The organism is Succinivibrio sp., from assembly GCF_045124615.1.
Lineage (GTDB): Bacteria > Pseudomonadota > Gammaproteobacteria > Enterobacterales > Succinivibrionaceae > Succinivibrio > Succinivibrio faecicola.
The window spans coordinates 1-2080 of sequence record NZ_JBGVMC010000333.1; the positions used below are offsets into that span (position 1 = coordinate 1).

Below are 2080 nucleotides of genomic sequence, written 5' to 3' on the forward strand. Positions count from 1 at the left end.
GATCTTTGCTGCTTGAAAGAGAGTCATGTATACCTGCTCCTATGCCATGCAGATCTTCTTTAAGATTATCCTTGTGAGATACTCTTGAAGCAGTTCCTTCAATCGTCGCCATTTTTTACTCCTTTATCTTTATCGTTCTATATCAGCTGATTTATGTGCAGTGAAAATTGATTGAGTGCCAGTAGTTTTTTCTGCTTCTGCTGCAGGCACAGGTGCAGCATATTTCTCAAAAACAGGAACAATATGCTCTTTGTAATCAGCAAAAAAAGCTTTTCTTTCTTTCAGTTCTTTTTGTTGAGAGTAATCAGAAGTGTACATATAGTCTTCCTTTCCCTTCAAAATGCTATCAACGTAATCCTTGATGTGAGTTGAAAGATCGGAATTTGCAGGTTCACTTCCTATGTCATATCTAAAATGCTCATAGCTTTCATCTTTAAATCCTATGCCAGAGTCATCCTTTTTGAAGTAAAGAACAGAAAACTTTGATTTGTCATAACCACTATCAAGAGGATAGTTATTGTTCATTTCTTGAACAACTTCATTTGCTTTACTTAATGGCAGAAACCTGTTTTTACCAAATGATTTGTTTAATTTTCCACTTTCAGACCAGTGAAGATATGCCATAGGAGGCATTTCTCCTTCCAGAGTCTTACTTAAAGTTTTGGGATCATTAGCAATAGCATCAACAAGACGTTCTACAGACCACTCTTCACGCTCTTCTCTGGTTTTTGAGTTTCCTTCAGGAACAAGAATTTTGCTGTAGATTTTTTCAAAAGTATCAAAATCTAAATTTTTGAAATAGCCTTGTTCTTTTCCCTGACTGTAGATTTCCTTATGATCTTTAACAACATCTTCTAATTCAGAACTTAACTTCTTAATCAGATCGGCATTTTCTCTTTGTTCAGTCAATGCCTTAGCATCAGTTATAGCTGTATCAAGGTTCTGTTGTGTGATAGGCTCTGAATCAGTTAAAAGTTTTTGTGCCTGACAAGTTTCCTTAGCTTTAATGTATTCAGGATCAAAGCTCATGATAAAGTCAGAGATTTTTTCTGCATCACTTGCTGCTTTAAGAATTTCCTTTGGCTCTTTCTTTAAAACTTCGACCCAGCTTTTTATATATGCTTTATGGTTATCAGCAATTTTAGGCTCAATGCCTAACTGCATACAGAGCATGGCACTTGCAATTTCAGCTCTTAGTTCTTCTCTGGCATATCCAGGAGAGCCAAATTTTCCTGTCAATGGTCTGTCTAATCTAGATTTATGACCAGTCCAATGCCCAAGTTCATGCAGAGCTGTTGCATAATAATCAGTTGGATCTTTATATTGTGTTTTTAATGGTAGCTCAATTGAATCTGTTGCAGGTCTGTAGCATGGTGTTTGACAGGTTAATTCATTTTTGATGTCAGCTTTTGATGCTACAAGAATGTTTTCTGCTTTTTCATTTGGCGACCATTTATGATCTGGCTGTTCAACTTCTGGTAATTTAGGTAGATTTAAACCTTCAAACTGTTCGACATTAAAAACCATAAAAGGCTTAGGAAACATTTTTTCTTCGTATTGTTTCAGCCCATTTTCGTCAAGAATTGGATTACCTTCTTCATCCTTAACTACAACTTGAGTAGGCTTGAAATTGAAACCCCAGATGCAGTGCTCGCCTTTTTTGACTTTACCTCCGAGCTCATTAGCCTGAGCCATTGTCATAAAGCGTGGATCTGTATATCCTCTCATGTAACTTTGAAGTGCAAAGTTAAATGAGTTCATGCCCCTATATACTGTTCCAGATGCAGGATTGAAAGGTTTAATGTAGCTGAACTTATCAAAGCCAGATCTCCAAGGAAGAGTTTCCTCTTCAAGTGCTTTGATAAAGACATCTGCTATTTCTTTTGCAGTGTCAGTGTAATGATCTTTCTTCTGAAAGTTTTTCTTATTGTAAGCCATGAGATTAAACCTCTTCAGCAGCTAAGAGTAATTCTGCCTCTGCATCTTCTTCTGCTATCTCCTGCTGAGACCTAACATCGTTATCAGAGTAGCCGACAGCTTCAGCTTCCTCTCTTGTTATGAATAATTCAGGAGCAGTTTC

Annotated in this window: 1 protein-coding gene; it reads right to left on the reverse strand. The window is 36.9% G+C overall.

What is annotated here, in order from left to right; translation table 11 throughout:
* Positions 1–129 precede the first annotated feature (129 nt).
* The gene (locus tag ACJML3_RS08885; RefSeq protein WP_406022477.1) at positions 130–1938 is read right to left on the reverse strand and encodes a zincin-like metallopeptidase domain-containing protein; all 1809 of its coding nucleotides are present in this window, start codon (positions 1936–1938) and stop codon (positions 130–132) included.
* Between the last annotated feature and the right edge of the window lie 142 nt (positions 1939–2080).